The organism is Geodermatophilus obscurus DSM 43160 (assembly GCF_000025345.1).
GTDB classification, from domain to species: Bacteria; Actinomycetota; Actinomycetes; order Mycobacteriales; family Geodermatophilaceae; genus Geodermatophilus; species Geodermatophilus obscurus.
Genome location: NC_013757.1, coordinates 2,743,144 through 2,769,532, shown reverse-complemented (window position 1 = coordinate 2,769,532; position 26,389 = coordinate 2,743,144). Strand labels below are relative to the sequence as shown.

Sequence of the window (26,389 nt, the reverse complement as noted above, 5' to 3'; positions counted from 1 at the left end):
GAGCTTAGCTTGCCGAGTAGCTAGACTATTTAGTTACCTGTCCCCATGGACTTCACCGAGGCCTACGCCGCCGCAGCCGCGCGCTGGCCGGCCGGAACCGACGCGCTCGACGTCCCGACGTCGTGGGGACGCACGCACGTGCTGGCCGCAGGACCGGCCGGGGCGCCCCCCACGGTCCTGCTGCACGGCGGCGGCGCGACGGCGACGGCCTGGGCGGGCGTGGCCCGCGAGCTGTCCGGACGGGTCCGGGTGCTCGCCCCGGACCAGCCCGGCAGCCCGGGCCGCAGCACCAGCGGCCGCCCCTTCCGGACGACGGCCGACCAGGCCGCGTGGCTGACCGAGCTGATCGAGGCGCTCGACGTCGGGCCCGTGCACCTGGTGGGCCACTCCGCCGGCGGGCACCTGGCGCTCACCGGCGCTCTCGAGCGTCCCGGGACGGTCTTCTCCCTCGCGCTCCTCGACCCGACGGCGTGCTTTGCCGGCTTCAGCCCGCGCTACCTGCTGCACGCCCTGCCGCACCTGGTGCGCCCCACGCCGGCCCGCGTGCGGCGGTTCCTGGCCTGGGAGACCCGGGGACGCGCGCTCGATCCGGCCTGGCTGGAGGTCACCGTCCGGGGTTCGACCGAGTTCGACGCCACGCCGATCGTCCCGACGCGCCGCCCGCCCCGGGCCCGGCTGGCCCGGCTGACCACGCCAACGCTGGTGCTCGTCGCCGGCCGCAGCCGGGCACACGACCCGTCCCGGGTGGCGCGGAGCGCGCGGACCCTGCTGCCGGCGGCCACCGTCGTCGAGCTGCCGGCGGCCAGCCACCACACGATCCCCGTCCTCGACGCCGCGGGGATCGCCGCGGCCGTCGGCGACCACGTCGTCCGCAGCACGCCACCTCCTCGTTGATCATGGGGTCGTCGCCGGGGGACACGCCGTGTCGGGCGCGTCCGCGGGCGCGAACCCCATGATCAACACAGGGAGAGGGAGGCGGGACCCGGGGTGGCCGCTCACCCGCGTCACTGCGGGGCGAGCACCCCGGCGCCGACGAGGGCGAGGATCAGCAGGCCCAGCACCACGCGGTAGACGACGAACGGCGTGAAGCTGCCCCGGTCGAGGTAGCGCAGCAGCCAGGCGATGACGACCAGCCCGACGCCGAAGGCCAGTACCGTGGCCAGGATCGTCGGCCCCCATGCGACCGCCTCCCCCGCGACCCCGCCGGTGAGCGCCTCGTAGACCTGGAAGAAGCCCGAGGCCAGCACGGCGGGGACGGCGAGCAGGAAGGAGTACCGCGCCGCGGCGGCCCGGGAGTAGCCGAGGAACAGCCCCATGGTGATCGTGCCGCCGGAGCGCGAGACCCCGGGCACCAGTGCCATCGCCTGGGCGAAGCCGAAGGCGATGCCGTGCCCGACGGTCAGCTGGTCCAGCTCCCGCTTCTTGCCGCCCACGCGGTCGGCCCAGTAGAGGACCAGCGAGAACGCGACCAGTGCGATCGCGACGATGCGCAGGTCGCGGAAGGTGGTCTCGATGCGGTCCTGGAACAGCAGCCCGAGGATCCCGATCGGCAGCGTGCCGGCGATGATCAGCCAGCCCATCCGGGCGTCGGGGTCGCGGCGCATCGCGCGGTCGCCCAGGGAGCGCACCCAGGCGCTGATGATCCGCCCGATGTCGCGGCGGAAGTAGAGCAGCACCGCGGCCTCGGTGCCGATCTGGGTGATCGCGGTGAACGCCGCACCCGGGTCACCCCAGCCGAAGGCCTCCCCCACCACCCGCAGGTGCGCGCTGGAGGAGATGGGCAGGAACTCCGTCAGCCCCTGCACCAGCCCCAGGACGACGGCCTCGATCCAGCTCATCGCCCGCGGTACCCCCGTCGGCCAGCAGCGGCGGGTCGGGCGGCGGGGGTGGTTCGCAGGAGCACGGGAGGCCACCCTAGAGCGCGGCCGGCCGGGCCCTCGCGCGGCACGCAGGAACGGTCGCGGTCCCCGGCCGCCGTCGTGCCCCGACGGTAGGTTGGCCTCCCGTGGAACAACGCGCGCTGGGGCGCAGCGGCCTGGTGGTCTCGCGCCTGGCACTGGGCACCATGACCTGGGGCCGCGACACCGACGAGGACGAGGCCGCGATGCAGCTGACGGCGTTCGTCGACGCCGGCGGCACGCTGGTGGACACCGCCGACGTCTACTGCGACGGGGACAGCGAGCGCACCCTGGGCCGGCTGCTGTCCGACGTCGTCCCCCGTTCCGACGTGCTGGTCGCCACCAAGGCCGTCGGGCGCACCGCGCCGGGGCCGATGGGCCGCGGCGCCTCCCGCGGGCACCTGCTGGCCGCGCTGGACGCCTCGCTGGAGCGCCTGGGCACCGACCACGTCGACCTGTGGCAGCTGCACTCCTGGGACGACACGGCCCCGCTGGAGGAGACCCTCGCCGCCTGCGACGCCGCCGTCTCCTCCGGCCGGGTGCGCTACGTCGGGATCAGCAACTTCACCGGCTGGCAGACCGCGCAGGCCGTCACCTGGCAGCGCGCCTGGCCCGGCCGGGTGCCCGTCGTCAGCACCCAGGTGGAGTACTCGCTGCTGCAGCGCGGCGTCGAGCGCGAGGTCGTGCCCGCCGCGGAGGCGCTGGGGCTGGGCGTGCTGGCCTGGTCCCCGCTGGGCCGCGGGCTGCTCACCGGCAAGTACCGGCAGGGCCCGCCGGCGGAGTCCCGCGGCGCGTCCCCGCAGTGGCAGGGCTTCATCGACGGGCTGCGCTCGGCGACCGCCGACCGGATCGTCGAGGCGGTGGTCACCGCAGCCCAGGGGCTGGGCACCACGCCGCTGGCCGTGGCGCTGGCGTGGGTGCGCGACCGCCCCGGCGTCACCGCGCCGGTGGTCGGGGCGCGGACCGCGCAGCAGCTGCAGGCCTCGCTGGACGCCGACGCCGTGCGGCTGCCCGCGGCCATCCGCACCGCGCTCGAGGACGTCTCGGCGCCCTACTTCGGCTACCCCGAGCGGAGGTTCGACAGGTGAGCGCGGTCCCGACCACGACGACCGACCCGGTCTTCGCCGCCTTCTGCGCCGCCGGACTGTGGCCGGGCCTGGGCAAGCGGGCCGCCGCGGAGCTGCCGGCCGCCGGCATCACCTCCTCCGACGACGTCACCGCCGACCGGCTGCTGAAGTTGCCCCGCGTGGGCCGGCAGCGCGCCGAGCGGCTCTTCTCCAGCTTTCTGGCCGCCGCGCCCACCTACGAGGTCGTGGAGCTGCTGGTCGGCGCGGGCCTGGACGCGAAGCTCGCCTCGACCGCCGCCGACGCCCTGGGCAACGACGCCGCCCGCCGGCTGCGCGACGACCCGTGGGCGCTGCTCGGCCTGACCGGGGTCACCCTGGGCGACGCCGATCGGCTGGCCATCGCCGTCCTGCCCGGCGCCGACAGGCAGGACACCCGGCGCGGTCGGGCGGTCGTCGCCCACACCCTGCGGACGGCGACCCGCGACGGGCACACCGTGCTCCCCGCCGACCTGGTCGTCGCCGCGCTGCGCGCCGAGGGCGTCGCCGACCCGGTTGCGGCGATCGGAGCGGCGGTCGAGTCCGGCGAGGTGCTCGAGCACGAGCCGCCGGAGCCGGAGTACGACGAGGACGCTGGCGACCTGGGCCCCCACCAGCCCGACGACGAGCTCCCCGAGCCGGACCCGGCGCTGCGCACCCTGTCGCTGGCCCGCTACGGGATGGCCGAGGAGGCGGTCGCGGAGAACGTCGCCCGGCTGGCCGCCACCGCCGAGCGCATCGCCGACCCCGCCGCCGTCCGCTCGGTGGCCAGGGGCCTGGACGACGCGCAGAAGCAGGCCGTCGCGCAGGTGCTGGGCGCCGGCGTCTCGCTGCTGACCGGCGGGCCGGGCACCGGCAAGAGCCGCACCGTCGCCGCCGTGGTGAAGCTGCTGCAGGCCAAGGGCGCCGAGGTCGCGCTCGCCGCGCCGACCGGCCGGGCGGCCAAGCGGCTGGAGGAGCTGACCGACCACCCGGCGGTCACCGTGCACCGGCTGCTCGGTGCGCAGGGCACCTCCGGCGGGTTCGCCCGCAACGAGGAGTGGCCGCTGGACGCCGACGTCGTCGTGGTCGACGAGGCCTCGATGCTCGACGTCGAGCTCACTGCGGCGCTGCTGGAGGCCTGCCAGGACGGCACCCACCTGCTGCTCGTGGGCGACCCCGCCCAGCTGCCCTCGATCGGACCGGGCCACGTGCTCGGCGACCTGATCGACTCGGGCGTCGTCCCGGTGACCGAGCTGACCACGCTCTACCGGCAGGCGGAGGGCGGGGCGATCGCCCGGCTGGCCAACGCCGTCCGGGGCGGGGAGCTCCCGCCGGTGGACTCCCCCGACCGCGAGGTGGTCGTCGTCCCCGCCGGCGGCAGCGCGGAGGCGGCCAAGCGGGTGGTGCAGCTGGTCACCGACTCCATCCCGCGGGCGCTGCGGATCGACCCGGCGACCGTGCAGGTGGTCACGCCGGTGCACCGCGGACCGGCCGGGACGATCGAGCTGAACAAGGCGCTCAAGGCGAGGCTCAACCCGGGCGACGGCACGGTGTGGGGCTTCGACGTCGGCGACCGGGTGGTGGCCACCGCCAACCACCTGGACCTAGAGCCCACCGGGTTCGCGAACGGCGAGACCGGCGTGGTCACCGGCACCGGCGACGGCACCCTCGACGTCGACTTCGCCTCGGGGCCGGTGACGGTCAGCGGGTCCGCGATGAGCGACCTGCGGCACGGCTGGGCGATCACCGTGCACCGCGCGCAGGGCTCGGAGTGGCCCGGCGTGGTCGTCGTCCTGCCGCCGGAGGCCGGCGGGATGCTGTCCCGGCCGCTGGTCTACACCGCGCTGACCCGAGCCCAGCGCCACCTGTCCATCGTGCACGCCTCCGGTGCAGCGCTGGCCCGCGCGGTGAGCCAGGTCGACGTCCGGCCGCGGCGCACCCGGCTGGCGCAGCTGCTGGCGGAGAACGCGGGCGACTAGCCCCGGGACGCCCGGGCGCTGCAGATCAGCTGCCGGGTGGCGGCCTGCAGCTGGCCGGGGCAGGTGAGCGGCCGCGGGAACGGCACCCGCAGGTCGCACCGGCCGGCCGGGCGCTCGATGCGGAGCCGGAAGCCGAAGCGGTCCAGCCCCAGGGGGCGGACGACGTCGCGCGGGCCGAGGTCGCCGGCCGGGATGCGGCTGCGCAGCAGGTCGAGGACCTGGGGGTGTTCGCGGTCGAGGTGCTGCAGCACCCGCGCCTCGACGGCGGCCAGCGGGTCGGGCCGGGCCGCGGCGTAGCCCTGCGGGCCCACCTCCGTGCAGCGCTCCCCCTCCCGCAGCACCACCTCGGCCAGGTCCAGCCGCAGCAGCGTGATGCCCCGCCCGACGTCGAGCAGCGGTGCCACCGGCCGGGTCCCGGCGAAGGCGAGCACCGCGGCGCGCCGGGCGGCGGGGTGCACCGGGGTGAGCCAGCCGGAGAGCCACAGCTGGGCGCGCAGCGGGTCCCGCAGCAGCACCGCGGTGAGGTCGTCCCGCCCGGCGAGCGCGGCGTCGACCTCCCCGCCGGTGGGCACCAGCACGTAGGTCGTGCCCGTGGTGGTGGTCGCGTGCGCCAGCGGGCGGCCGACGCCCAGCCCGCGCACGCACAGCGCGGCGGGGCTGCGGCCGGCGACGGTGCGGGCACGCTCGGCGGCGTCGGCGCGGAGGGTGGGCGCTGCGGGGCCGGTCGTCACGGGCTCCCTGGAGGTCGGCGGCGAGTTAGGTGAGCCTAACCTGATCCACTGGCCGGTGGAGCCCCACCGGCGCGCCGTACCCGACGCGCCGGGACCGGGGACGGGCGGACCCGGGACCGTTGCCCGCGCGACCAGGGCAGGTGTTCCATGACCGGCGTTCACGGGGCGCTCGTCGCGTGGCGCCCTGGCATCCTCCGGAGGGCTGGGGTCCGTGACCAGGTGTCGTCGAACGCTCGTCGTGGTGGCCGTGGCCACCCTCGTCTCCGGCGCCGGGACCGCGGTCGCCGCCGCGTCCGTCCCCGCGGCCGAGCCACTGGCCGGGGTCGTTCCCCAGCTGACCTGGGCGGCCTGCGGGCTCACGGAGGACGCGACGGCGGCCGGCGTGCAGTGCGCGACCGCCGGCCTGCCGATGGACCACGACGAGCCGGACGGCGAGAGCATCCGGATCGCCCTCTCCCGGGTGCCGGCCACCGACCCCGCCAACCGGATCGGTTCGCTGTTCGTCAACCCCGGCGGCCCCGGCGGCGAGTTCGTGACGCACCTGCAGGAGGCCGGCGCAGGCCTGTTCGCGGACCTCAACGCGCGCTTCGACATCGTCGCCTTCGCCCCGCGCGGGGTCGCGCCCAGCACACCGGCGGTCGACTGCCAGGTCGACCCGGAGACCCAGGGCCCGACCGTGACGCCGACGCCGACCCCCCTCGACGTGGACCTGGACGCCCTCGTCGACCGGGCGCAGGGCTACGTCGACGCCTGTCTGGCGGCCAACGGCCCGATCCTCGAGCACCTCTCCACCGCGAACGTCGCCCGCGACCTGGACCTGCTGCGCGCCGCGGTCGGCGACGAGCAGCTCAGTTACCTGGGGTTCTCCTACGGCACCGTCATCGGTGCCACGTACGCCCGCCTGTACCCCGACGGGTACCGCGCGCTGGTCCTGGACGCCGCCGTCGACGCCGACGGCTACCTCAACGACCCGTTGAGCTTCACCGCGGAGCAGGCCGCCGGCTTCGAGGTGGCGCTGGCCCGCTTCACCGAGGCCTGCGCCGTGGACCAGGTGGCCTGCTCGGGCTTCGGCGGCACCGACCCCTACCTGGCCTACGACCGGCTGCTCGCCGGGGCCGAGACGACGCCGATCCCCGCCGACGCGTATCCGGCCGACCCGCGACCGGTGACCGCGGACGACATCCGGCTGGTGACCGCCCGGCTGCTCTACGCCAAGCAGCTGTGGGGCCTGCTGGGTCTGGTGCTGTCCGAGGCCGCCAACGGGGACGCCTCGTTCATCCGGGCGCTGGTCGACTCGGTGTTCCGGGCCGACAGCGCACCGGATGACCGGTCGTTCACCATCGGCGCGTCGGAGCAGCGCTACCCGCAGGGCGACCTGCAGGTCTACCTGGACCGCGGCGCGGAGTCCTGGGCGTCCTTCCCGCACTTCGGGGGCCACAGCGGGTACACCGAGATCCACTACGCGCTGTGGCCGGTGCGCGACGAGGACGCCTACACCGGCCCCTTCGAGGCGTCCGCTTCCGCGCCCGCGCCGCTGGTGATCGGCACGACCTACGACCCGGCGACCCCGTACGCCTGGTCCGAGCGCCTGACCGCCGACCTGGGGACGGCGCGGCTGCTGACCATGGAGGGCGACGGGCACGCCGCCTACGGCGGAGAGTCCGCCTGCATAGACAGCAGCACCGAGGCGTACCTGGTCGACGGCGCGCTGCCGGCCGCAGGCACGGTCTGCCGGCAGGAGACGCCCTTCCTGTCTCCCGTGCCGGCGCCGACCACCGCGGCCGTCGCCGCGCAGGCACTCAGCGGGCTGCTGCCCTGAGCCCCCGGGCCCGCCGGCGGGCCCGGGAGCTACAGCGGGACGTCGTCGTCGTCGACGGGGACGTCGGCCTCCTGCTCGAGGACGTCGGCGGGGTCGGCCTCGCGGTCACCGACCGGACGCAGCGGGCTGCCGGCCTCCCCCGGGCGGGCGGCCAGCTGCTGCTCGAGGGCGTCGGCCTCGGGGACGCCCTCCCCCGGCGGGGTGGCGTCACCGGCGAGGGCGACGGCCGGGGGGGCGAGCGGGGCCTCCTGCTCGGCGCGGTCGGCGTCGGGCACGTCGTTGCCGGGAGCGGTCACGTCGTCCTCCGTGTCGTCGGGGATGGGGCGGTCCCATCCTGCCGTCCGAGGCGACGCCGGGCAGTCCGGGAGGCGACGGTCACATGACCGGCGGCCGTCCGGCGGGCACAATCGACGGGATGGAGGCGGTCGCCGGGGAGTACGAGTTCGCGCCGCTGCGGATCCCACCGGGCACGTCCCGGTCCGCGGCGGCGACCATGCTGAGCCTGCAGGCGGACACCGGTGGCTGGGAACTGGCCCGGCTGCAGCTGCACGCCGACGGCACGCGCAAGGTCATCCTGCGCCGCCGGGCCCGGCTGTCCTACCTGCCCAAGCCGCACATCTGAGCCCGGCGGGACGGCGACGCCGTCCTGTTCGCCGGACCCAACGTCACCACGCCCCTGCGAGCTGCCGCGCCGTGCCGATCGGCCCAATTTGGTTTGGGTCCGGGTAAAACGATTTGTTGACCGCCCGGGGTGCCCGAGCCACGCTCCCGGTGTGACCGAGGCCACTCCACGCACCTACCGGATGGGCGCCCGCGCACAGGCGGTCGAGCACACCCGCGGACGCGTCGTGGCCGTCGCCCGCGAGCACTTCACCCGGCTGCCCTACGACGAGGTGCGGCTGGCCGAGATCGCCGCCGCGGCAGGCGTGACGCAGCAGACGCTGCTCAACCACTTCTCCTCCAAGGAGGGGCTGCTGCTGGCGGTCGTCGACGTCCTGGGTCCGGAGATCGCGGCGCTGCGCGGTCCCGTCGTCCCGGGGGACGTCCCGGGCTTCGTCCGCGGCCTGGTGCGTCAGTACGAGTCCCTCGGCGACGCCAACGTCCGCCTGACCGCCGTGGCCGAGCGGATCCCCGCGCTGACCGCCGCGCTCGAGCTGGCCCGCAGCCGCCACGCCGCCTGGCTGGAGGAGGCCTTCGGCGAGCAGTTGCCTCCCGGCGCCCGGGAGCGGCGGCAGGCCCTGGCGGCGCTGTACGCGGTCACCGACGTCGGCACCTGGAAGCTCCTGCGCCGCGACCTCGGCTCCTCCCGGGCCGAGACCACCGCGGTCCTGGAGTCCCTGCTCCGGGCCGCCCTGGCGGCCCCCACCCCTTGAGGAGGCACCGTCATGCACCACCTCGCGGCACTGTGGGACGGCGGGGGCACCGTCCCGGTCGAACTGGGTGTGGTCCGCCGGCTGCTGGCCCGCGGCTCCACCGTCACCGTGCTCGGTGACCCCACCATGGAGCGGGACGTCCGCGAGAGCGGAGCGGAGTTCCGCAGCTGGACCCGGGCACCGCACCGGGCGTCACCCGCGCTCGAGGACGACCTGCTGCACGACTGGGAGTGCCGGACACCGGTGCAGCTGCTGCGCCGGCTCAGCGACCGGCTGATCACCGGGCCCGCCGGCGCGTTCGCCGCCGACGTCCGCGAGGCGCTGGCCGCCCGGCCCGCCGACACGGTCATCGCCAACGGGGCGCTCCTGGGCGCCCTCGTCGGCGCCGAGTCCGCCGGGGTGCCCGCCGTGGCCCTGTCGGCCAACATCTACTCCCGCCCGGCGCGCGGCGTCCCACCGTTCGGCTCGGGGCTGGCGCCGGCGCGCGGGCCGCTGGGGCGGGGCCGGGACCGGGCGCTCAACGCCCTGGCAACGGCGCTGTGGAACCGTGGCCTGCCGGACCTCAACGCCGCCCGAGCGGACCTCGGGCTCGATCCGCTGCGCGACACCTGGGCGCAGTGGGACCGCGCCGCCCGGGTGCTGGTCCTGACCTCACCGGCGTTCGACCTGCCGGCCGAGCTGCCGGCCAACGTCCGCTACGTCGGCCCGGTGCTCGACGACCCGGGCTGGGCCGAGCCGGTCGCGGTCCCCGCAGGCGACGAGCCCCTCGTGGTCGTGGGCCTGTCCAGCACCTACATGCGGCAGGCCGACCTGTTGCGCCGGATCGTCGCGGCGCTCGCGACCCTGCCGGTGCGCGCGGTGGTGCCCACCGGCCCGGCGGTCGATCCCGCCGAGGTCCCGGGCACCGACCGCGTCGCCGTCGTCCGGGCGGCGTCCCACGCCCAGCTGTTCCCGCTGGCCGACGTCGTCGTCACCCATGCCGGGCACGGCACGCTGGTCAAAGCGCTGGCCGCCGGCGTCCCGGCGCTGTGCCTGCCGATGGGGCGGGACCAGGGCGACAACGTCGTCCGGGCGGCCCGTCACGGCGCCGCGCTGGGCCTGTCCCCGAAGGCGTCCCCGGCCCGCATCGCGGCCGGTGTGCGCCGGCTGCTGGAGGACCCGGCGTACCGCCGTGGCGCCGAGGCGCTCGGCGCGCGGTTGCGGGCCGACGCGGCGAGCACCGCCCTCGTCGAGGAGGTCGAGTCCCTGGCCGGCAGCCCGGCCCGGGGACAGGCCGTGCCCTGACGGTCCAGGGAGACCTGCGGTCGCTGACCCGTGGCGGCCGTGTCAGGGTCTACAGCGTCCGCCGCTCCCAGGCGGCCCGGGAGGACGGCATGAGAGAGACCCTGACCGACCGCTTCCGCTTCCTGCGCGCGTTCGTGGCCAACCCGCGCCAGGTGGGCGCCATTCTTCCGACCTCGCGCTGGGCGGTGCGGGACATGCTGGACCTGGCCGACGTGCCGCGCGCCGAGCTGGTCGTGGAGCTCGGCGCGGGCACCGGGGTGCAGACCGGCGAGATCCTCGCCCGCCTCTCCCCGGCCGGGCGGCTGGTGTCGCTGGAGATCGACCCGGACCTGGCCAAGCTGCTCGACGAGCGCTACGACGACCCGCGGCTGCAGGTCGTGTGCGACTCGGCGGAGAACCTCGACACCCACCTGGGCGGCAAGCGGGCCGACGTGCTGGTCTCCGCGCTGCCGTACACCTCGTTCGACGCCGGGCTGCGCCGCCGGGTGCTGGACCTGCTCCCGGTCGCGCTGGCACCCCAGGGGGTGCTGCTGGTGATCCAGTACTCCCCGCTGCTCCTGCGCGACCTGCGCCGCCGCTTCCCGTCGGTGCAGCAGACCATCACGCCCTGGAACGTGCCGCCGGCCTTCCTGTACGCCTGCCGCGCCGACGCCGCCTGACGGCTCGGCGCATCACGACTCAGCGCATCGACGGCGGCCGCAGCGCCTCCGGGACGACGGCGGTCTCGCCGCTCTGGGTCCTCGCGCTGGGCACGCCCTTGAACCGGTAGGGCACGGTGCCGACGCCGGGCTGGACGACGTAGGCCGCGCCCGGCTCCCCCGACGTCCAGGCCGTGAGCATCGCGTCGGCGACCTCGTCGGCCGACAGCACCGGGAAGCCGGCCGCGGTGAACTGGTCGCGGATCCGGTCGATGATCGCGGTGTCGGCGAACCCGGGGCAGATCGCGGTGATCGTCGTCCCCTCGCGGGCCAGCCGCGGCGCCATCGACCGGACGAAGGCGATCGCGCCGCCCTTGGCGACGCTGTAGCCGGGGTCGGTGGCCATCGGCGAGAGCCCGGCGAGGGACGCCGTGACGACGATGGCGCCGCCGGCGGCCCGCTGAATGGCCGGTCGGGCCGCGAGGGTCCCGTAGACGACGCCGAAGAGGTCGACGTCGACGACCCGCATGAACTCGTCGAGGTCGACCTCGTCGTCGGACTTGGCCGCGGAGATGCCGGCGTTGAGGTACGCGGCGTCGAGCCGGCCGTGCTGCGCCTCGATGCGCTCGACGAGCGCGACGTTGGCCGCGCGGTCGGTGACGTCGAGTACCTCGAACTGCGCGCCCAGGTCCGCGGCGGTGGCGCGCGCCCGCTCGCTGTCGAGGTCGGCGAGGACGACGGTCACCTCGCGCTCGGACAGCTTGGCGGCGAGGGCGCGGCCGAAGCCGCCGGTCCCCCCGGTGATGAGTGCGACGGATCCGGGACGGGGTGTGGGCGCGGTCACCCGGCCATCAGACCACGGCCGGCCGCGGGGCGAGCGCGGCGTCGACGGCCGCGGTCACGTGCAGCCGGGCCGAGGGCAGCAGCGGCACCGGGCTGTCGCCGGGGTCGAGCAGCAGCTCGAGCTCGGTGCAGCACAGCGCGACGGCGTCGGCGCCCCGCCCGGCGAGCCGGCGGACGACGGCGCGCAGGTCGGCGCGGGTGGCGTCGCTGAGCACGCCCCGGCACAGCTCGTCGAAGATGGCCGCGTCCACCCGATCGACGTCGTCCTCCGGCGGCACCAGCACGCGCAGGCCGGCAGCCTCCAGGCGCTCGCGGTAAAACTCCGCCCGCACGGTGCCCGCCGCACCGAGCAGACCGACCGTGGGGCCGGGCGCGGCGGCGGTCACCGGGTCGGCGATGTGCAGGAACGGCACGCTGAGCGCTGCCTCGATCGCCGGCGCCGTCCGGTGCATGTAGTTGGTGCACAGCAGCACCAGCTCGGCACCGGCGGACTCCAGCCCCCGGGCCTCGGCGGCCAGCAGCGCGGCCGCGTCGTCCCAGCGGTCCTGCAGCTGACACTCCCGGACGACGCGGAAGTCCAGGCTGCGCACCAGCAGCGACGCGCTGGCCAGCCCGCCCAGCCGATCGCGCACCAGCTCGTTGGCGAGGCGGTAGTACAGCGCCGTCGACTCCCAGCTCATCCCGCCCAGCAGCCCGATGGTCCTCATGCGCCCAGGCTCGCGCCCGGCGGAGGTGCCGTCCAGGCCGGGACGTCGACGTCCTGACCCAAGCGCTGCTTGGATGTCGCACCGTGGACCCCCGCCGCGTGCTCGTCTTCCGTGAGGTCGCCCGCGCCGGGTCGCTGGCCGGGGCGGCTCGCGCGCTGGGCTGGACGCAGCCGGCGGTGAGCCAGCAGGTCCGGCAGCTGGAGCGGGAGGTCGGCACGGCCCTCGTGCTGCGGCAGGGGCGGGGCGTGGCGCTCACCGAGGCCGGCCGGGTCCTGCTGCGGCACGCCGAGGGGGTGGCCGACCGGCTGGCGGCGGCCGAGCAGGAGGTCGCCGCGCTGACCGGGCTGGCCGCGGGCACGGTGCGGCTGTCGGCCTTCCCGACGGCCGCGGCGGTCCTGCTGCCGCCCGCGCTGGTCGCGCTGCGCGAGCGGGCGCCGGCCCTGCAGGTGCACTTCACCGAGCAGGAACCGCCGGAGGCCGAGGCGGCGGTGCGCAGCGGCGCGGCGGACCTGGCGCTGGTGTTCCGCCACGAGGACGACGAGGACGCCGTCCCCGGCGACCTGCTGCGCGAGCCGCTGGCGCGCCACCCGGTGCGAGCCGTCGTCCGGGCGGGACGGCCGCTGCCCACGACGCTGGCCGACCTGCGCGACGACCCGTGGATAGCCGGGTGCGTGCGCTGCCGCGGTCACCTGCTGCGCTGCGCCCGGCGGGCCGGCTTTCCCCCCGACGTCCGGTTCGCCACCGACGACCACGTCGTGGTGCAGCGCCTGGTGGCCTCGGGGCTCGGCGTGGCGCTGCTGCCCAGCTGGGCCCTGACGGCGAGCACGCAGCCCGGGGTGGTCGCCGTGGACCTGCCCGACGTCGACGGCCGGGTGGTCGAGACGCTGGCGCGCCCGGACGCCCGGCGGGTGCCCGGCGTCGCCGCGCTGCTCGCCGCGCTGCGCGCCGCGGCCTCAGCAGGCGCGCAGGAACCGGTCGAGCACCCGGATGCCGAAGCGCAGTGACTCGACCGGCACCCGCTCGTCGATGCCGTGGAACAGCGAGGCGAAGTCCAGGTCCGGCGGCAGCCGCAGCGGGGAGAAGCCGAAGCAGCGCATGCCCAGCCGCTCGAAGCTCTTGGCGTCGGTGCCGCCGCTCATGGTGAACGGCACCGGGCGGGCGCCGTCGTCCTCGGCCTCCAGCGCGGCTCCCATCGCGTCGACCAGCGGGCCGTCGAACGTCGTCTCCACGGCCTGGTCGTGCACCAGCCACTCGCGCTGCACGCCCTCACCGATCAGGCCGGCCAGCTGGCGCTCGAACTCCTCCTCGGCGCCGTGCAGGAAGCGGCCGTCGACGGTGGCGCTGGCCGTGCCGGGGATGACGTTGGCCTTGTAACCGGCGTCGAGCATCGTCGGGTTGACCGTGTTGCGCAGCGCCGCGCCGATCATCCGGCTGATGCTGCCGAGCCGGGCGAGGGCCTGCTCGGGCTCGTCGGGGTCGATCTCGATGCCGTACGCCTCCTCGACGGCGGCGAGGAACTGGCGCATCGGCGGCGTGAGGGTCGTGGGCAGCCGGGCCGAACCGAGGCGGGCGACGGCCTGACAGAGCCGGGTGACGGCGTTGTCGTCGTGGACGAAGGAGCCGTGGCCAGGCTTCCCGCCGGCGGTGAGCCGCATCCAGGCCAGCCCCTTCTCCGCCGTCTGGACGAGGTAGAGGCGCAGGTCGTCGCGGACGGTGATGCTGAACCCGCCGACCTCGCTGATCGCCTCGGTGCAGCCCTCGAAGAGGTCGGGGTGCTCCTCGACGAGATAGCGAGCGCCGAGCTTCCCGCCGGCCTCCTCGTCGGCGACGAAGGCCAGCACGACGTCCCGCGGCGGCTTCGTGCCGGTGCGCGCCCAGTCGCGCACCAGCGCGAGGGTCATCGCGTCCATGTCCTTCATGTCGACGGCGCCGCGGCCCCAGACGTAGCCGTCGCGCTCCTCGCCGGAGAACGGGTGCACGCTCCACTCGGCCGGGTCGGCGGGGACGACGTCGAGGTGGCCGTGGACCAGCAATCCCGGGCGGCTGCTGTCCTGGCCCTCGATGCGGGCGACGAGGCTGGCCCTCCCGCGCTCCGACTCGTGGATGACCGACGGGATGCCGACCTCGCCGAGCTTGCCGGCGACCCACTCCGCCGCCGTCCGTTCGCCCTTGCCGGTGGCGGTGTCCCCGGTGTTGGTCGTGTCGATGCGGATGAGGTCGGACAGCAGCTCCGCGACCTCGTCCTGGGCTCGGGCGAGGGGGGCGGGAGAGGTCTCGGACATGCCGACGATCGTGCCACCGGGGGTCTGCAGACCCCGGCCGAGGCTCGGTTATGCTGGCCCCCGACGCTCGCGAGAGCGGCTCACCTGTCCGGGTGGCGGAATGGCAGACGCGCTAGCTTGAGGTGCTAGTGCCCTTTATCGGGCGTGGGGGTTCAAGTCCCCCCTCGGACACCGCATGGCGAGGTGCTGAGCGACTGGGACCAGTCGTCAACGGCAGTGATCGCTTCGGACGTCCTCGGCGGCGGCCCGGCGCTGCGCCGCCCGGCGCGCTGGCTGATCAACGAGCTGCCGCGGATCGCCTCGACCCAGCGCCCACCCGCCCCGCGTCGCCGGTCACCGAACGGTGAACGGTCTGCCGACCGCACCGAAGCAATGGTCGCTGCGACGGCCTCCCGCTCCTGGCGCCAGAGCTCCTGGCACCCCGCAACGGTCGCGACCTGCCGTTGGACGACGCCGCAACCGGCCGCCAGAGGTGCGACGACTGTTCGTCCTAGAGTGACGACTGTTCGTCCTAGAGTCAGGGATCCGGTCCAGACGGTGCCGTGGGCTTCGCCTCATTCCTGCTAGCGAAGCCGCACTGCGCGAGCCAAACCCTTCGGAGACACATGACGTCGGATGCAGAGCGGGAGCGGACGACTCAGCGCAGCGTGGGCGTGCGGGACGTCGCCGCGTTGGCAAGCGTGTCCTTGGGCACCGTCTCCAACGTCATGAACAACCCGGACCGGGTCGGTCCGGAGATTCGCGCCCGCGTGGAGGCGGCGATGACGGAGCTCGGCTTCGTGCCCTCGCGGGCTGCAGGTCAACTGCGGAGCCGGCGCAGCGAGCTGGTGGGGGTCGTCGTGCCCGACGTCGGCAACCCCTACTGGGCCTCGGTGCTGCGCGGCATCGAGAGCGTGATCGAGCAGCACGGCCTCGCACTCGTGGTCGGCTCCACACACCAGGAGAGGACCAGGCAGCGTCGGCTGCTCAAGGGACTGGAGAGTCAGGGCGTCGACGGGCTGATCCTCGCCCCCATCACCGCCGACTCGGCCGACTGGGAACCCTTCGTCTCCCGTCGGTTCGGTGTTGTCGCGCTCGAGCGCAGCGGCGCCGGACCGTCGGTCCCTTCCGTCGGCCTGGACAACGTCGAGGGTGGGCGGCTGGCCGTCACGCACCTGTTGGAGCAGGGCCACCGCCGGATCGCGTTCATCAACGGACCGGGCACGGTTCCCTGGTGCGCCGAGCGACGCGAAGGTGTCATCTCCGGGCTTCGCGAGCACGGCCTCGCGATCCGCGACGCGCTCGTCGAGGTGGAGGTACCCGACCTCACGGTCGCCGAGGGCTTCCAGGCCGTCGAGACGCTGCTGGCCATGGAAGGCGGCCAGACGGCGATCATGTGCGCCAACGACATGCTGGCGCTCGGCGCCCTACTCGCCTTGCGACAGCGGCACATAGAAGTGCCGACGGGCATGGCCCTCGTCGGGTACGACGACGTCGAGTTCGCCGCCGCGCTGGCTCCGCCGTTGACCACAGTCCGTCAACCCTCGTTCGAGATGGGCGCCGCGGCGGCGCGCCTGCTCCTCGAGCCGGAACTCCAGAGCTCCGGCCAGCACGTCCAGTTTGTGCCGGAACTGGTCCCTCGAATGTCGAGTGCCGCCGGGCTCACCGTGCTCGGGTGACGCACGCCTGAGGTCAGCGTCCTTCGCACGCTCCCCACAGCCTGCGGCGGCCGCAGCGTAGGGAGACGAAGCCTCTGAGGTGTGGGGCTTGACACGACCCGGTGTCCTGACTCACGCTGGTGAACCGGTTCATCCAGCAGCTCCGTCGGGCGGTGTACGCGACCCCGGAGCAGTCGATGGGCGTCACATCGTGCTCGTCCCCAGCGTGGACGGGCCGGCTTCCCCAGTCCAATGGAGGGTCTCTTGGCAAGGACGTCAGTCACCCGGCGCGAGTACGACGAGTGGTTGAACGAGGCAGCAGCCCTCGGGCGCGCGCTCAGGTATCCGGTCCGTCCCGAGATGGTGAACGACAGCGCCGGCATCGTCTTCGGCGAAGACCAGTACGACGCTTTCGAGAATGGGCTCTGGTCCCGGGAGCCCTACGAGGCCATGGTGATCTTCGAGTCGCTCAACGAGCCGGCCGTCGACGGTCTCCCCGCCGCCGGGGCCCCGTTCGCCGAGTACAGCGGGCTGTGCGACAAGCTGATGATCGTCCACCCCGGCAAGTTCTGCCCTCCGCACTATCACCAGCGGAAGACCGAGAGCTACGAGGTGGTCCTCGGCGAGATGGAGCTCTTCTACTCGCCCAAGCCCGTCCAGGTGGGTGAAGAGGAGGTCCTCTCCTTTACCGGCATGCACGAGGGATCCCCGTGGCCCGACGGCGTGGCGCTCCCCATCGGCCGCGAGGAGTCGTACGCGGCACTCACCAGCTACCGCCGGCTGCGGGTCGGGGACCCCAAGTTCGTCATGCACCGCAAGCACCTGCACGCCTTCCGCTGCCCGGCCGACTCCGACGTGCCCCTCGTGGTCCGCGAGGTCTCCACCTACAGTCACGAGCCGACGGAGGAGGCCGCGGACAAGGCCGCGCCGCTCCCCGACTGGGCGGGTCTGCACGACAACAGCTTCGTCGCGGCGGCCGCCAACTCCGGCCGGTTGCGCACCGCCATCCAGTAGCGATCACGCCCGTCCGCCACCGCGGGGAACCGCGGCCACCGGCACGGCACAGAACCCAGCAACGCCCCAACCCAGCTCGTGGGCGTCGATCCACCCGACCTCCCACGGGTCGGGAGCCAGCACATCATCCAGGGAGATGGAAATGCGTTCAGGAACAACGATGTTCAGCCTCTCCGCGGCGTGCGTCCTTGCTCTGGCGGGATGCGCGAGCGGCGCGGAGCAGGCGGGAGACGTGGCCGCTGACGGCGGCGAGACCACGTTCGAGGCCAAGGACCCGCTGAAGATCGGGTACTCGGTCTACGACCTGCAGAACCCCTACTGGCAGTCCTACGCGGCAGGCGTGCGGGCCGGCGCCGAGGAAGCCGGCATCGAGGTGGTCATCGCCGACCAGAAGAGCTCCCAGCAGGAGCAGGTCTCCGGGAGCCTCGACCTCATCAACCAGGGCATCTCCGCCCTGATCATCACGCCGGTTCAGCCCTCAGCCCTGCCCTCGACGATCGACGCCGCCCACGGGGAGAAGATCCCCGTCGTGGTGGCGGACATCGGGACCGAGGGCGACTACGACGGCTACATCCTGTCCAACAACTACGAGGGCGGGCGGCTCGCAGCCGAGCACGTCGTCGAGAAGCTCGGGGGCACCCCGGGTCCTCACCAGGTCGGCGTCATCGAGCTGCACGCGGGCTCCGTCGTCGGGGAGGAGCGCGTCTCCGGGTTCGTCGACCGGCTCGGCGAGGAGGAGAACTTCGAGATCGTCTCCAGCCTGGACGGTAATGACACCGTGGACGGTGGTTTCACCGCGGCGCAGGACATGCTCTCCGCGAACCCCGAGCTCGACGTCATCTACGCGGCGAACGACGACTCCGCGGTGGGCGCCTCCCGCGCCATGGAGACCGCGGGAGTCTCCGTTGCCAACGGCTTCACCTTGATCGGGTTCGACGGCAGCGACCCCGCGCTGGACCTCATCGAGCAGGGCGTCATGAGCGGGACGGTGGCACAGGACCCCTTCGGCCAGGGCCAGAAGGCGGTGGAGACCGCACTCGCCCTGCTGAACGGCGAGGACCCCGGGTACTCCGACGAGGCCACCAAGACCATCTACTTCCCGGTCGAGATGGTGACCGCCGAAAACGTGGCGGAGTTCCGCGCATCCCGCGAGAGCCAGGGCAGCTGACAGCCGGCAGGGGCGGGGACGGGCGGCGAGCGCGTCCCCGCCCCTGCCCGGATGAGAGGAAGTCAACGATGACCGTCGTCCTCGAAGTCCGGGACGTCGTGCAGGAATACCCGGGTGTCCGGGCGCTCAAGGGCGTCTCGCTCTCGGTCCTCGCGGGCCAGGTACTCGGTCTGGTGGGAGAGAACGGCGCCGGCAAGAGCACGTTGATCCGCATCCTCGGCGGGATCGAGCAGCCCGTGAACGGCACCGTGCTCGTGCGGGGAGAGCCACAGCACTTCAGAGGCTCGGCGGACTCGCAGGCGGCGGGCATCAGCGTCGTCAGCCAGGAGTTCCGCCTGGTGCCGCAGCTCTCCGTGGCCGACAACATCTTCCTGGGGCACGAGCTCACCTCGGGCGGCGTCGTCGCCCGAGCCAAGGCCCGGGAGCGCGCGGCAGCGCTACTGAACACGCTGGGCATGGATCTGGACCCGGGGCGCCTGATCAGCTCCCTCACCGTCGGCGACCGGCAGATGGTGGAGATCGCCCGGGCGCTCTCGCGTGACTTCGACGTCCTGATCATGGACGAACCGACGGCCGCCCTCAACGGCGCCGAGATCGTCCGGCTGCACGCCATCGTCGAGCGGCTGGCGGGCCAGGGCAAGGCGGTCGTCTACGTCTCGCACCACCTCGACGAGATCTTCGACATCTGCCACGACGTGGCCGTGCTGCGCGACGGGAACCTCGTCGTGACAGCGCCGACCGCGAGCCTGGACGAGCCGCACCTGGTGGAGCACATGCTGGGTCGGCGGCCGCAGACCTTCGAGCGCGGTGGGGACGGCGCAGCCACGGCCGACCCGGCACGGCCGCCGCGGCTCGAGGTCGACCGACTCAAGCTCGCCGGCTTCGACGAACCGTTCTCGCTCCGCGCGGGCAGAGGCGAGATCCTCGGTCTGGCGGGGCTGGTGGGCTCCGGCCGGACCGAGCTGACCCGTGCCCTGTTCGGCGACCTGGCGACGCTGGCCGGAACGGTCACCATCGACGGTCGGCCGGTGCGGCCGACCAGCACCAAGGACGCCATCCGGGCCGGGCTCTTCATGCTGAGCGAGGACCGCAAGGGCGAGGGCATCCTCCCCCACCTCGACGTCACCGAGAACGCGATGATCTCGCGGCTCCGGAGCTCGCTGCGGGGCAGGTCCCGGTTCGCCCCGTCCCGCACGGACGAGACCGCCCAGTTCGAACGGTTGAGGCAGGACATGCGGATCCGGGTGCCCCACGGGCGCCAGCTGATCGGCAACCTCTCCGGCGGCAACCAGCAGAAGGTGCTCTTCGGCCGGGCACTCCTGTCCGGCTGCAAGGTCCTGCTGCTCAACGAGCCCACACGCGGCGTCGACGTCGGCGCCAAGATCGAGATCTACCAGCTGATCCGCCGGCTCGCCGACGACGGGGTCAGTGTCGTCGTCTCGAGTTCGGACGCGCCGGAGCTGGCCGCCATCGCCGACCGGTGCCTCGTGTACTTCGCGGGCCGTCAGGTGTCCGAGCTCCGTGGCCGCGATGTCACCGAGGAGAACATCGTCGCCGCGTCCGTGGGACAGGCGGCCGGAGGAGACGTCCATGTCTAGCCCAACACCCGTGACCACCCTCGAGGCTGACGACCTCACCGCCCAGGAGCGGGCCCGGTCGGCCGCTCGGGCGCGGCGCGCCGCCGATCGCGAGCGGCTGCTCCAGAGCGCCGGCATCGTCGTGCCCTTCCTGCTGGTGCTGATCGTCGGCCTGGTGCTCGTCCCGAACTTCGCGTCCGGCTCGAACGTCACCAACGTGCTCGTCAACGCCGCCATCCTGGCGATCACCGGTTACGGCATGACGCTGGTCATCGCACTGCGGGGGATCGACCTGTCGGTCGGCTCGACCCAGGCGCTGTCGTGCTGCGTCGCCGCCACGTGTGTGAACGCCTGGGGCGGTCTGGCCGGGGTCGCCATCGGGATCCTGGTAGCATGCGTCCTCGGCCTCGTGAACGGCGTGCTCGTGACCAGCCTGAGAGTGCCGGCGTTCATCGCCACGCTGAGCACTATGAGCGTCTTCCGGGGGCTGGCACTCCTCTTCACCGGCGGTGCACCCATCCTGATCGCCGACGCCGGGTACAAGTCCTTCGCGACCGCCTCCGTGCTCGGGATCCCTGTGCCGTTCCTCTGCGCCGTGCTGCTCGGTGCGGGGCTCTGGTTCCTGCTCGAACGGATGCGCTTCGGCAAGCACGTCGTCGCCGTCGGTGGCAGCCCCGAGGCGGCGGTGGACAGCGGCATCGGGGTGCAGCGGGTGCTGCTGGTGTCCTACGTCATCGCCGCGGCCGCGGCCGGGGTCGCCGGCATCCTGCTGGCAAGTCAGCTGGGGGTGGTGAACGGCTCCCTCAGCGCCGGGCTGGAACTGCAGGCCATCGCGATCGTCGTCCTCGGCGGCACCAGCATGGCCGGTGGCCGGGCCAACATCCCCGGCACCTTCGTCGCCGCTCTACTGCTGGCGATGATCAACTCGGGTCTCAACCTGCTCAACGTGCCGTCGTTCTACCAGTACGTCGCCCTCGGGGGTCTGCTGGTCTTCGCACTCAGCCTCGACGGCGTGCAGCGGCGGACGATGCGTCGTGCATTGGAAGGAAGGGTGTCGTGAGCACGTCCCAGGTCGCGGCGGGGCCGCCCGCCGTCGACGACCAGCCGAAGGCTACCGGGCACCGCCCGGCCGTGGTGGGCTTCCTCTCCAAGCAGTACCTGCTGCCGATCCTGGTCCTCCTGACGGTCGCCGTGGGCGCTGCCCGGCCGTCGTTCTGGAGCGGCGGCAACCTCGAGAACGTCCTGTTCCAGGCCTCCTTCGTGGGGCTGGCCGCCTGCGGGATGACGCTGCTCATTGCGGGCGGGCTCCTCGACCTCTCGGTCGCCGGCGTCATCGCCGTCAGCTCGATCGCGGTGGCGACCGTGTTGCCGTACACGACGATCGGGGTCGCCGTCCTCGTCGCGCTGGTCGTCGGCGCGGTCCTCGGCGCACTGAACGGCCTGCTGGTGACCTATCTGCGGATCGCGCCGTTCATCGCCACGCTGGGCACGCTGTATCTGTTCCAGGGAGGCGCGTTCATCTGGACGTCGGGGAACGTGGTCCCGATCACCTCCTACTTCTACCGCTCGATGACCACCGGCACGATCGGGCGTCTGCCCATCTCGTTCCTGGTCTTCCTGCTGGTGGCGGGCCTGACGTACCTGCTGCTCAACCGCAGCTACTTCGGCCGCACCCTGCGGGCGTTCGGCAGCAACGAGCGAGCGGCGACCCTCGCCGGGATGCCGGTCAACCGGACCAAGGTCCTGGTCTTCGTCGTCGCCGGCGTCCTCTTCGCTCTAGCCGGCGTCTTCATGGCCGGCCGCCTGGCCTCCGCCGAGGGCACGATGGCGCAGGGCTTCGAGCTGGACGTGATCGCGGCCGTGGTCGTCGGCGGCACGGCGTTGCGAGGAGGCCGCGGGACGGTCTTCGGGACGATCGTCGGCGCTCTGCTGTTCGCGGTGCTGGCCAATGCGCTCAACCTGCTCGGGATCGCCTCCTACTGGCAGTACGTCGTCACCGGCGTGGTGCTCGTGACCGCGATCGCTGTCGGGGCCCGGCGCCGTTCGGCCGCCGAGGTCCGCGGGGCGGGCTGACCGGTGTCGTTCGGGTCTGCATCGGTACCGCTGAGCCCGCAGCTGCGCCGCCTGGTCGGAGCCCCTGATCAGCTCGTCAGCGTGGAGCGGGTGGTCCTCACCGAGGGGACCGGATGGGGAGCCCCTGCCCTGATGGTGCGCAACCCCGCCGGCGTGTCCTTCGAGGTACTCCTCGATCGGGCGCTGGACATCGGCTGGGCGGATGCGCGTGGCATCCCGTTGGGCTGGCGCGGCCCCCGGGGACGGGCAAGCGCGACACGGTACGAGCCGGCAGGCGCGGGATGGTGCCAGACGTTCGGCGGCGGCCTGCTCTCGACGTGCGGCCTGGCGTCGACGGGCGCCGCCTCCACCGTGGACGGCGTGCACCACGGTCTGCACGGGCGAGTAGGTCACCTGCCCGCCGAGAACGTCACCTGGCGGCTCGTGGAGGACCGCGGCGACCTGGCCGTGTCAGTGACCGGCGACGTGGTGGAAGCCGCCCTGGGTGCGCCGACGCTGCGGTTGCAGCGCAGGATCGTCGCCAGTTGTGTCGAGCCCACAGTGCGCGTCGAGGACGTTGTGACGAACGACAGCTCGACCGTGGCCGGCCACATGTTCCGCCACCACCTGAACCTCGGCTACCCGGTGGTGGGCGACGGATCCCTCGTCCACTCGATGGCGACGCTCGTCGGTGAACGGAACAGCACCGCGCCGACGGACGCGACCTTCCCCATGAGCCTCGCCGTCGCCTCCGGGCCGTCGCCAGAGCGCGTGCTGTACGGCCGCTCGCCGAGCAGCGAACCGTCCGGCGTCGTGGAGGCTACGGCGCCGGACGGCTCGGCCACCGTCAGGGTCACCTACGGCACCGACACGTTCCCCATGCTGGTGCTCTGGCGAGACGCCACGGCCGGGGTCAACGTGCTGGGCATCGAACCGTCCACGTCGCGCGACAGTGGTCGCGCACAGGCCGAGCGCGACGGCGAGGTGTGCTGGCTGCAGCCCGGCGAATCGCGTTCGTACCGGACCGAGGTGTCCGTGCGCTGAGGGCCCGAGCAAGCCGACCGGGTCACCGGCGCGGCCGGGGCTTCGGGGCAGCGCCGAGTCGCTCCACGCCAACGAGGCCAGCGGCTTCTTGAGGGTGCGGACAAGCCCGCGTTTCGCCGTGCCGTTCCCCGGGACCTCGGCGTTGCTGAAACGTGCACCCACCGTCTCCGGTCGATCCACTGGTCGGGGGGCGTGAGAAGGGTCCCCCGCGACGAGCACGATGTCGCTGGTCGTCCCTCACCGCGGCATGCTCACCTCGGTCCGCAAGGGTGTGCGTATGTAGCGTGTCGCCCCTCGGACACAAGATCACCCTGTCGTGGGGTTCAAGCATCGGGAAAGACCCTCCGATGGAGAACCTGTGCGATTCAACGCCCCCACCCCTGCCGTTGACGCTCCCGAGGAGCCCGGGGACGGCGGCCAGGACCACGCCACGCTGCCTCCCATGCGGGGTCAAGCCTTCGAGGCCGTGACAGGCCCTGGAGGCACCCTCAACCCGCCCCCACCGCTGCCAGTGGGCGTGCGGGTCCGGGTGGTCGTGCTGTGAAGCTCTCCGTCTTCCTGCCCTTCTGCTACGCGCTAACCAACGACGCCAGCGCCGAGCTGTATCACCGCTACTGGGTCATGCTCAGCGAGCACTGGGGCGATCGTGAGCTCAACGAGGTGACTCCCGGCGACATCAAGATGGTGGCGAAGGCCGCGCGGCGCACCGCTGTCTCCCGGAGCAACTCCCAGAATGGGCTGTACGCCGAGCAGCACCTCATAGCCGCCGCTCGCAAGCTGTTCGCCCTGGCGATGGCGGAGGGCCACTGCTCTCGGAACCCGGCGCAGCTCGTCGAGATGCCGAAACGACCCAGGAGCCCGCGCCACGCCATAACGCACCAGCAGGTCGGAGAGCTCTTCGAGGCGTGCGAGCGCGACGAGGACACGGTGGCGCTGCGCTTCATGGTCGAGACCGGATGCCGCCGGGAGGGCTTGGTGAACCTGCAACGTAAGGATCTGCGCCCGGCGCGACAGACGGTCTGGCTGGACGAGAAGAACAGCGCCCGCCGGGAGCAACCGGTCTCGGAGGCGCTGATGGTGGCTTTGATGAACCAGGACTGCCACCTCTACGACATGACCAGGAGGCGGCTGGACGGGCTGTGGGTCCGGGTCAAGCGCAACCTGCCCTGGGCCCAGGACCTGGGTATCTTCAGCCACTGGCTGCGGCACTACGCCATCACGAGCATCGAGTCGGTCTCCGGGTACGCCACGGCGGCGGCCTTCGCCGGACACGCGCTGGGTGGTGGCAACGCTACGAGCACCTACGTGCACAAGAGCATCAACGACGTAGCCGGCGCCTGGAGCCGGCTCTGGGGTGAGCCGCACCCGCTCGCACCGCCGCCGCAGGGTGCGACCGCCGACAGCCCGGAGCGGTTGTCGACGTAGCCGCTCAGGTCCCTCCGTCGGGAGGAACCCGCGTGACCCACCACGGGCGCCGGACAGGCCCAAGGTCCTCGCCGTCGAGGCCAACTGAACGAGCCGGGACGAGAACCTGCGTGGGGCGCCGATCTCCGTCCACGCCCAGGTCCCGGAGGCGGTCGGCCACCTCCCGTGTCCGGACCACCCACAGCACGGCCCGGGCGGCGCGCAGCTGGTCGCTCACGGCCTCCAGCCGGAGGACCTTGGAGCGGAGGCCGTCGTCGGCCTTGCGGGTGTCCTCGAACTCCACGGCATACGTGCTCTCCGCTAGGTCGTCGTCGTCCGGGTCGTCTGCTCCCCGCAAGCGGGCGTGCAGCTCTCGGCCCGCAGGACCCAGTGGCAGCACCTCGTAGAGCAGCGCGTCGGGGATCACTCCTCCGGTACAGGCGCCGATGACCCCTTCGGTGACGTCCCCGCTGGTGGTGTAAGTCCAGGTCACCGCTCGCGTGGAGGACCACGCGAAGGGGCCATCGTGTGATGGTCAGCGAGACCACGCCAATGGTTCTCGCGGAAGGACACAGCACACGATGGCCCTGGACCAGTCTGCCCTGCTCGAGGTGCTCGACGCACTCAAGGCAGCCGATGTCGACGACCGCATCCGGTCGGCGGCCACCACGATCTACCAGGCGTTGATCGAGGCCGAGCTGACCGCGGTGATCGGGGCGGCGCCGCACGAGCGCACCGAGGGTCGCACCGCCCAGCGCAACGGCTCCCGCCCCCGCACCCTGTCCACGACGGCCGGGGATCTGGAGCTGCGGATCCCCAAGCTGCGCGCCGGGTCGTTCTTCCCCTCGCTGCTGGAACGCCGGCGGCGGATCGACCAGGCGCTGTTCGCCGTGGTCATGGAGGCCTACCTGCACGGGGTGAGCACGCGGAAGGTCGATGACCTGGTGCGGGCGTTGGGCGCCGACACCGGCATTTCCAAGTCCGAGGTCTCCCGGATCTGCGCCGACCTCGATGCCGAGGTCAGCTCTTTTCAGGACCGTTCACTGGCCGAGCAGGCCTTCCCGTACGTGTTCCTCGACGCCACCTACTGCAAGGCACGGGTGAACCGGCGGGTGGTCTCCCAGGCCGTGGTCATCGCCACCGGCGTGGCCGCCGACGGCCACCGGGAGGTGCTCGGCTTCGCCGTCGGCGATTCGGAGGACGGCGCGTTCTGGACGGCGTTCCTGCGCTCGCTGAAGGCCCGCGGGCTGGCCGGCCCCCAGCTGGTCATCTCCGACGCGCACACCGGGCTCAAGGCCGCCATCGGCGCGGTGCTGCTCGGCGCCAGTTGGCAAAGGTGCCGGGTGCACTTCATGCGCAACGTGCTCGCCCGCGTCCCGCGCGGCAACAGCGAGATGGTCGCCGCGGCGATCCGCACCGTCTTCGCCCAGCCCGACGCCGAGCACGTGCGCTCCCAGCTCGACGTGATCGCCGGCATGCTGGGCCGCCAGTTCCCCCAGGTCGAGGCCATGCTGCACGAGGCTGCCGACGACCTGCTGGCCTTCACCGCCTTCCCGGTGGCGCACTGGAAGAAGATCTGGTCGACCAATCCGCTGGAACGGCTGAACAAGGAGATCAAGCGGCGCACCGACGTCGTCGGGGTCTTTCCCAACCCCGCCGCCCTGCTGCGCCTGGCCGGCGCGGTACTGGTCGAGGCGCACGACGAGTGGCAGGTCTCCGACCGCCGCTACCTCGCCGAGAGCTCCATGGCCCTGCTCGCCAGCCGCAGTGACTCGGCGGAGGAGGTGGCGCAGCCGGCCCTGATCGCGTCATAGTCACCACACCGCTGACCAACACGGTGAGGACTACATCCAC

25 protein-coding genes and 1 tRNA gene are annotated in these 26,389 nt (G+C 73.2%); 19 read left to right on the top strand and 7 right to left on the bottom strand.

What is annotated here, in order from left to right:
- Nucleotides 1-45: 45 nt before the first annotated feature.
- Nucleotides 46-894, top strand: a complete 849-nt coding sequence (locus tag GOBS_RS12995; RefSeq protein ID WP_012948729.1) for an alpha/beta fold hydrolase — start codon at nucleotides 46-48, stop codon at nucleotides 892-894.
- Nucleotides 895-1,004: 110 nt separating this feature from the next.
- Here GOBS_RS12995 and GOBS_RS12990 read toward each other — a convergent pair whose 3' ends face one another.
- Nucleotides 1,005-1,838 carry an undecaprenyl-diphosphate phosphatase gene (locus tag GOBS_RS12990; protein WP_012948728.1) on the bottom strand — a complete coding sequence of 278 codons (834 nt, stop codon included), beginning with the start codon at nucleotides 1,836-1,838 and terminating at the stop codon, nucleotides 1,005-1,007.
- 167 nt (nucleotides 1,839-2,005) lie between these two features.
- Between GOBS_RS12990 and GOBS_RS12985 the strand changes: the two genes are divergently transcribed.
- Together GOBS_RS12985 and GOBS_RS12980 are read left to right on the top strand one after the other, a co-directional pair.
- Nucleotides 2,006-2,986, top strand: a complete 981-nt coding sequence (locus tag GOBS_RS12985) for an aldo/keto reductase (RefSeq protein WP_012948727.1) — start codon at nucleotides 2,006-2,008, stop codon at nucleotides 2,984-2,986.
- The gene (locus tag GOBS_RS12980) at nucleotides 2,983-4,962 is read left to right on the top strand and encodes an AAA family ATPase (protein WP_012948726.1); all 1,980 of its coding nucleotides are present in this window, start codon (nucleotides 2,983-2,985) and stop codon (nucleotides 4,960-4,962) included. The genes GOBS_RS12985 and GOBS_RS12980 overlap by 4 nt, the downstream gene beginning before the upstream one ends.
- Here GOBS_RS12980 and GOBS_RS12975 read toward each other — a convergent pair.
- Entirely contained in the window at nucleotides 4,959-5,693 is a 735-nt protein-coding gene (locus tag GOBS_RS12975; RefSeq protein ID WP_012948725.1) for a DUF2470 domain-containing protein, read from the bottom strand. The two genes, GOBS_RS12980 and GOBS_RS12975, sit on opposite strands and share 4 nt — an antisense overlap.
- Before the next feature lie 241 nt (nucleotides 5,694-5,934).
- Between GOBS_RS12975 and GOBS_RS12970 the strand changes: the two genes are divergently transcribed.
- Nucleotides 5,935-7,512 carry an alpha/beta hydrolase gene (locus GOBS_RS12970; protein WP_166487385.1) on the top strand — a complete coding sequence of 526 codons (1,578 nt, stop codon included), beginning with the start codon at nucleotides 5,935-5,937 and terminating at the stop codon, nucleotides 7,510-7,512.
- A gap of 29 nt (nucleotides 7,513-7,541) precedes the next feature.
- Here the strand turns inward: GOBS_RS12970 and GOBS_RS12965 are convergent, their stop codons facing one another.
- Entirely contained in the window at nucleotides 7,542-7,808 is a 267-nt protein-coding gene (locus tag GOBS_RS12965; protein ID WP_012948723.1) for a hypothetical protein, read from the bottom strand.
- Nucleotides 7,809-7,927: 119 nt separating this feature from the next.
- On the opposite strand from GOBS_RS12965, the gene GOBS_RS12960 reads away from it, so the two are divergent.
- The 4 genes from GOBS_RS12960 to GOBS_RS12945 all read left to right on the top strand — a co-directional run bounded on the left by GOBS_RS12960 (nucleotide 7,928) and on the right by GOBS_RS12945 (nucleotide 10,828).
- A complete protein-coding gene (locus GOBS_RS12960) occupies nucleotides 7,928-8,134 on the top strand; it encodes a DUF5703 family protein (protein ID WP_166487384.1) in 207 nt (68 codons plus the stop codon).
- A gap of 151 nt (nucleotides 8,135-8,285) precedes the next feature.
- Nucleotides 8,286-8,885 (top strand): TetR/AcrR family transcriptional regulator, encoded by a 600-nt coding sequence (locus tag GOBS_RS12955; protein ID WP_012948721.1) that lies wholly within the window; start codon nucleotides 8,286-8,288, stop codon nucleotides 8,883-8,885.
- A 12-nt stretch (nucleotides 8,886-8,897) separates the two neighbouring features.
- Nucleotides 8,898-10,169: a nucleotide disphospho-sugar-binding domain-containing protein gene (locus GOBS_RS12950; RefSeq protein WP_012948720.1), complete on the top strand. Its 1,272-nt coding sequence runs from the start codon at nucleotides 8,898-8,900 to the stop codon at nucleotides 10,167-10,169.
- A gap of 89 nt (nucleotides 10,170-10,258) precedes the next feature.
- Nucleotides 10,259-10,828, top strand: a complete 570-nt coding sequence (locus tag GOBS_RS12945; RefSeq protein WP_012948719.1) for a class I SAM-dependent methyltransferase — start codon at nucleotides 10,259-10,261, stop codon at nucleotides 10,826-10,828.
- 19 nt (nucleotides 10,829-10,847) lie between these two features.
- Here GOBS_RS12945 and GOBS_RS12940 read toward each other — a convergent pair whose 3' ends face one another.
- Both GOBS_RS12940 and GOBS_RS12935 read right to left on the bottom strand, forming a co-directional pair.
- Complete coding sequence (locus GOBS_RS12940; protein WP_012948718.1) at nucleotides 10,848-11,651, bottom strand: SDR family oxidoreductase; 804 nt, start codon at nucleotides 11,649-11,651, stop codon at nucleotides 10,848-10,850.
- Nucleotides 11,652-11,658: 7 nt separating this feature from the next.
- Nucleotides 11,659-12,357 (bottom strand): aspartate/glutamate racemase family protein, encoded by a 699-nt coding sequence (locus GOBS_RS12935; protein ID WP_012948717.1) that lies wholly within the window; start codon nucleotides 12,355-12,357, stop codon nucleotides 11,659-11,661.
- A gap of 83 nt (nucleotides 12,358-12,440) precedes the next feature.
- On the opposite strand from GOBS_RS12935, the gene GOBS_RS12930 reads away from it, so the two are divergent.
- A complete protein-coding gene (locus tag GOBS_RS12930; RefSeq protein WP_012948716.1) occupies nucleotides 12,441-13,361 on the top strand; it encodes a LysR family transcriptional regulator in 921 nt (306 codons plus the stop codon).
- On the opposite strand, the gene GOBS_RS12925 is transcribed toward GOBS_RS12930, so the two are convergent.
- Nucleotides 13,311-14,639, bottom strand: a complete 1,329-nt coding sequence (locus GOBS_RS12925; RefSeq protein WP_012948715.1) for a M20/M25/M40 family metallo-hydrolase — start codon at nucleotides 14,637-14,639, stop codon at nucleotides 13,311-13,313. The two genes, GOBS_RS12930 and GOBS_RS12925, sit on opposite strands and share 51 nt — an antisense overlap.
- A gap of 86 nt (nucleotides 14,640-14,725) precedes the next feature.
- Between GOBS_RS12925 and GOBS_RS12920 the strand changes: the two genes are divergently transcribed.
- The 9 genes from GOBS_RS12920 to GOBS_RS12880 all read left to right on the top strand — a co-directional run bounded on the left by GOBS_RS12920 (nucleotide 14,726) and on the right by GOBS_RS12880 (nucleotide 24,556).
- Nucleotides 14,726-14,810 (top strand) — tRNA-Leu (locus GOBS_RS12920).
- 371 nt (nucleotides 14,811-15,181) lie between these two features.
- Nucleotides 15,182-16,297: a LacI family DNA-binding transcriptional regulator gene (locus GOBS_RS12915; RefSeq protein WP_166487383.1), complete on the top strand. Its 1,116-nt coding sequence runs from the start codon at nucleotides 15,182-15,184 to the stop codon at nucleotides 16,295-16,297.
- 243 nt (nucleotides 16,298-16,540) lie between these two features.
- The gene (locus GOBS_RS12910) at nucleotides 16,541-17,290 is read left to right on the top strand and encodes a cupin domain-containing protein (protein WP_166487382.1); all 750 of its coding nucleotides are present in this window, start codon (nucleotides 16,541-16,543) and stop codon (nucleotides 17,288-17,290) included.
- A 232-nt stretch (nucleotides 17,291-17,522) separates the two neighbouring features.
- Entirely contained in the window at nucleotides 17,523-18,458 is a 936-nt protein-coding gene (locus GOBS_RS12905) for a substrate-binding domain-containing protein (protein WP_041241483.1), read from the top strand.
- Between the two features lie 68 nt (nucleotides 18,459-18,526).
- Nucleotides 18,527-20,056: a sugar ABC transporter ATP-binding protein gene (locus GOBS_RS12900; RefSeq protein ID WP_012948711.1), complete on the top strand. Its 1,530-nt coding sequence runs from the start codon at nucleotides 18,527-18,529 to the stop codon at nucleotides 20,054-20,056.
- A gap of 10 nt (nucleotides 20,057-20,066) precedes the next feature.
- Nucleotides 20,067-21,095, top strand: a complete 1,029-nt coding sequence (locus GOBS_RS12895) for an ABC transporter permease (RefSeq protein WP_049788269.1) — start codon at nucleotides 20,067-20,069, stop codon at nucleotides 21,093-21,095.
- Complete coding sequence (locus GOBS_RS12890; protein ID WP_012948709.1) at nucleotides 21,092-22,108, top strand: ABC transporter permease; 1,017 nt, start codon at nucleotides 21,092-21,094, stop codon at nucleotides 22,106-22,108. The genes GOBS_RS12895 and GOBS_RS12890 overlap by 4 nt, the downstream gene beginning before the upstream one ends.
- A 90-nt stretch (nucleotides 22,109-22,198) precedes the next feature.
- Nucleotides 22,199-23,131: an aldose 1-epimerase family protein gene (locus GOBS_RS12885; protein WP_166487381.1), complete on the top strand. Its 933-nt coding sequence runs from the start codon at nucleotides 22,199-22,201 to the stop codon at nucleotides 23,129-23,131.
- Between the two features lie 540 nt (nucleotides 23,132-23,671).
- Nucleotides 23,672-24,556: a site-specific integrase gene (locus GOBS_RS12880; protein ID WP_012948706.1), complete on the top strand. Its 885-nt coding sequence runs from the start codon at nucleotides 23,672-23,674 to the stop codon at nucleotides 24,554-24,556.
- A gap of 4 nt (nucleotides 24,557-24,560) precedes the next feature.
- On the opposite strand, the gene GOBS_RS12875 is transcribed toward GOBS_RS12880, so the two are convergent.
- Nucleotides 24,561-25,028, bottom strand: coding sequence for a hypothetical protein (locus GOBS_RS12875; RefSeq protein WP_012948705.1), 468 nt, complete (start codon nucleotides 25,026-25,028; stop codon nucleotides 24,561-24,563).
- Between the two features lie 88 nt (nucleotides 25,029-25,116).
- Here GOBS_RS12875 and GOBS_RS12870 point away from each other — a divergent pair, with 88 nt between their 5' ends.
- Nucleotides 25,117-26,349 carry an IS256 family transposase gene (locus tag GOBS_RS12870; protein WP_012946610.1) on the top strand — a complete coding sequence of 411 codons (1,233 nt, stop codon included), beginning with the start codon at nucleotides 25,117-25,119 and terminating at the stop codon, nucleotides 26,347-26,349.
- Nucleotides 26,350-26,389: the final 40 nt, after the last annotated feature.

Excerpts from the sequence above, each read along its gene's own strand:
- GOBS_RS12925 (WP_012948715.1), bottom strand. The coding sequence starts at position 14,639 with ATGTCCGAGACCTCTCCCGCCCCCCTCGCCCGAGCCCAGGACGAGGTC.
- GOBS_RS12870 (WP_012946610.1), top strand. The coding sequence starts at position 25,117 with ATGGCCCTGGACCAGTCTGCCCTGCTCGAGGTGCTCGACGCACTCAAG.
- GOBS_RS12960 (WP_166487384.1), top strand. The coding sequence starts at position 7,928 with ATGGAGGCGGTCGCCGGGGAGTACGAGTTCGCGCCGCTGCGGATCCCA.
- GOBS_RS12935 (WP_012948717.1), bottom strand. The coding sequence starts at position 12,357 with ATGAGGACCATCGGGCTGCTGGGCGGGATGAGCTGGGAGTCGACGGCG.
- GOBS_RS12990 (WP_012948728.1), bottom strand. The coding sequence starts at position 1,838 with ATGAGCTGGATCGAGGCCGTCGTCCTGGGGCTGGTGCAGGGGCTGACG.
- GOBS_RS12995 (WP_012948729.1), top strand. The coding sequence starts at position 46 with ATGGACTTCACCGAGGCCTACGCCGCCGCAGCCGCGCGCTGGCCGGCC.
- GOBS_RS12945 (WP_012948719.1), top strand. The coding sequence starts at position 10,259 with ATGAGAGAGACCCTGACCGACCGCTTCCGCTTCCTGCGCGCGTTCGTG.
- GOBS_RS12900 (WP_012948711.1), top strand. The coding sequence starts at position 18,527 with ATGACCGTCGTCCTCGAAGTCCGGGACGTCGTGCAGGAATACCCGGGT.
- GOBS_RS12950 (WP_012948720.1), top strand. The coding sequence starts at position 8,898 with ATGCACCACCTCGCGGCACTGTGGGACGGCGGGGGCACCGTCCCGGTC.